This window comes from Acinetobacter sp. CIP 101966, assembly GCF_000369725.1.
Classification (GTDB): Bacteria; Pseudomonadota; Gammaproteobacteria; order Pseudomonadales; family Moraxellaceae; genus Acinetobacter; species Acinetobacter lwoffii_Q.
Genome location: NZ_KB850163.1, coordinates 77,164 through 79,598 on the forward strand (window position 1 = coordinate 77,164; position 2,435 = coordinate 79,598).

A 2,435-nucleotide genomic window follows, 5' to 3' on the forward strand; every position below is an offset into this window, starting at 1 on the left:
TGACCAGCTACCACAACAAAATAAGGTAGCTTAACTAGAGCAGAATATCACTTATAAATAAGCTTTTAGTTGTTCAAACAAGTGGGACCACCTCTAAATAATCAATAAATAATCTAACTCTCTTAGGTATATAATTTTTTTTGTAATAGACAGCATGGATTTTTTGCTCATGAATTTTTATTTCATCTTCAAATAAAGCAATTAATTTACCTTCGTTTATATCCTTTAAAATTAAAAATTCAGAGAGACAAGCGATTCCTACGCCTTGTAAAGCAAGTTGACGAACACTTTCGCCATTAGAAGCTGTAATAGATGGTGAAGTTTTATATAGTTGATCATTTATATAAATTGGCCAATTATTTAAATGCAAAGGATGGCTAAATCCTAATAATCTATGTTGATTTAACTCAATAATAGATTTTGGTAAGTTATTTTTTTTGAGATATTCAGCGCTAGCAACGATATACAAAAGAGGTGGATCAGGAAATTTGAACAACACTTATAAGTGATATTTTGCTCCCCAAATGATGTTATAAACATCAATATATGGAGTATTTTATGACACGTAGACCAAGAAGAAATCATTCAAATGACTTTAAAGCTAAGGTAGCACTTGCTGCGATTAAAGCAGAAAAAACACTTGCTGAATTGAGTGCTGAATTTGATGTTCATCAAAACCAAATTATTGACTGGAAAAATCAACTGATTTCAGCTTCCTCGCAAGCTTTCGATCAATCAAAAGCTCCATCAGAACCCCCCATTGATCTTAAAAAGTTACATGCAAAAATCGGTGAGCAGGCATTAGAAATTGATTTTTTAGAAGGTGTGTTGAAGAAACTGGGCCGCTTCAACCACAAAAGTTAATCGATGACTCACTTCAGATTTCAGTATCTAAGCAAGCTAAGCTGCTGAAAGTCTCCCGTGGTTGTTATTACTATCGCCCAAAACCTGTGAGTGCATCAGATCTGAAGCTGATGCGCTGTATTGATGAATTACATATGCAATACCCTTTTGCAGGTAGCCGTATGATGCGTGATTTATTGAACCGTCAAGGACATCATATAGGACGACGTCATACACGTACTTTAATGAAAAAAATGGGCATTAATGCGTTATATCGTAAACCAAATCTAAGTCAGGCCAATCAAGCTCACCGTAAATATCCATATCTGCTCAAAGGATTGAATATTCAGCGGAGTAATCAAGTGTGGGGAACGGATATAACATATATCCCTATGGCAAAAGGCTTTGTCTACTTATGTGCTGTGATTGATTGGCACAGCCGCAAGGTGCTTGCCCATAGCGTATCGATTAGTATGGAGGTGGATTTTTGTATATAAGCTTTAAATGAAGCTATTGAAAAATATGGACGACCTGAAATATTTAATACAGACCAAGGCAGTCAGTTCACCAGTGATGCATTTATTGAAGTGTTGAAATCAAATGGCATCCAAATCAGCATGGACGGTAAAGGTCGTTGGATCGATAATGTGATGATTGAACGGTTATGGAGGAGCGTTAAATATGAAGAGGTGTATCTCAAAGCTTATAGCAGTGTCTTTGATGCGAAAAAGCAATTAAGCGCCTATTTTGAATTTTATAATTTGAAACGACCTCATTCGAGTCTGGACAAAATGACTCCAGATGAGTTTTACTATGACCAGCTACCACAACAAAATAAGGTAGCTTAACTAGAGCAGAATATCACTTATAAATAAGCTTTTAGTTGTTCAAACAAGTGGGACCACCTCTCAAACGACTTTTATATAATAATTTTGCATAGAGACTTGAATCTTCTAGATCACCAAATCGTATAGCAACATCTATTTTATGCTCTAATAAATCAATTACATGATCATGACTAGTTAGTTCAATACTGATCTTTGGATATCGTTCTATAAACTCTGGTATTAATGGAATAATTACATGCAATACAAACGGTGTTGCTGAATCTATTTTAATTAAGCCTGTAGGTTCAGTACCTGGATTAATTAACAACTCTTCAGCTTCATTCAAATCAGAAAGTAATTTTCTTGCTCTTTCTAAAAAAATTTTTCCATCATAGGTAAGGTTAAGGCTACGGGTTGTACGTTCGATTAATTTAACATTTAATTTTTTTTCGAGGCGTTGTAATGTGCGACTGATAGCAGATGTTGTTTGATTTAATTGTTCTGCTGTTTTCACTATAGAGCCACAATCAGCGATCGTAACAAATACTAAAAGTTCATCAAATGTAGATTTCATATCTAAGTAAATCATTAATAAAAAATAATTTTTAATTAGGGTCTGTTGACATTTACTGTTCATAATTAACCCTATAAAGGTAGCCATAAAAATATACAGGCTAAAGCAACAGAACTTTGATAATTTCTTTTGAGCTTGTCATATCGAGTAGCTATTCCTCTAAATTGCTTTAATCTACAAAACATATTTTC

At 34.0% G+C, this 2,435-nt stretch carries 1 protein-coding gene and 2 pseudogenes; 1 reads left to right on the top strand and 2 read right to left on the bottom strand.

All coding sequences use genetic code 11. The annotated features are described in order from the left end of the window. Window positions 1–73 precede the first annotated feature (73 nt). Window positions 74–469, bottom strand: coding sequence for a LysR substrate-binding domain-containing protein (locus F891_RS15225; RefSeq protein ID WP_081401703.1), 396 nt, complete (start codon window positions 467–469; stop codon window positions 74–76). Between the two features lie 89 nt (window positions 470–558). On the opposite strand from F891_RS15225, the pseudogene F891_RS17700 reads away from it, so the two are divergent. Beyond that, window positions 559–1,691 (top strand): annotated as a pseudogene (locus F891_RS17700) (IS3 family transposase). A 61-nt stretch (window positions 1,692–1,752) separates the two neighbouring features. Here F891_RS17700 and F891_RS15245 read toward each other — a convergent pair. Next, a pseudogene (locus F891_RS15245) lies at window positions 1,753–2,244 on the bottom strand (LysR family transcriptional regulator); the annotation flags it as partial. Window positions 2,245–2,435: the final 191 nt, after the last annotated feature.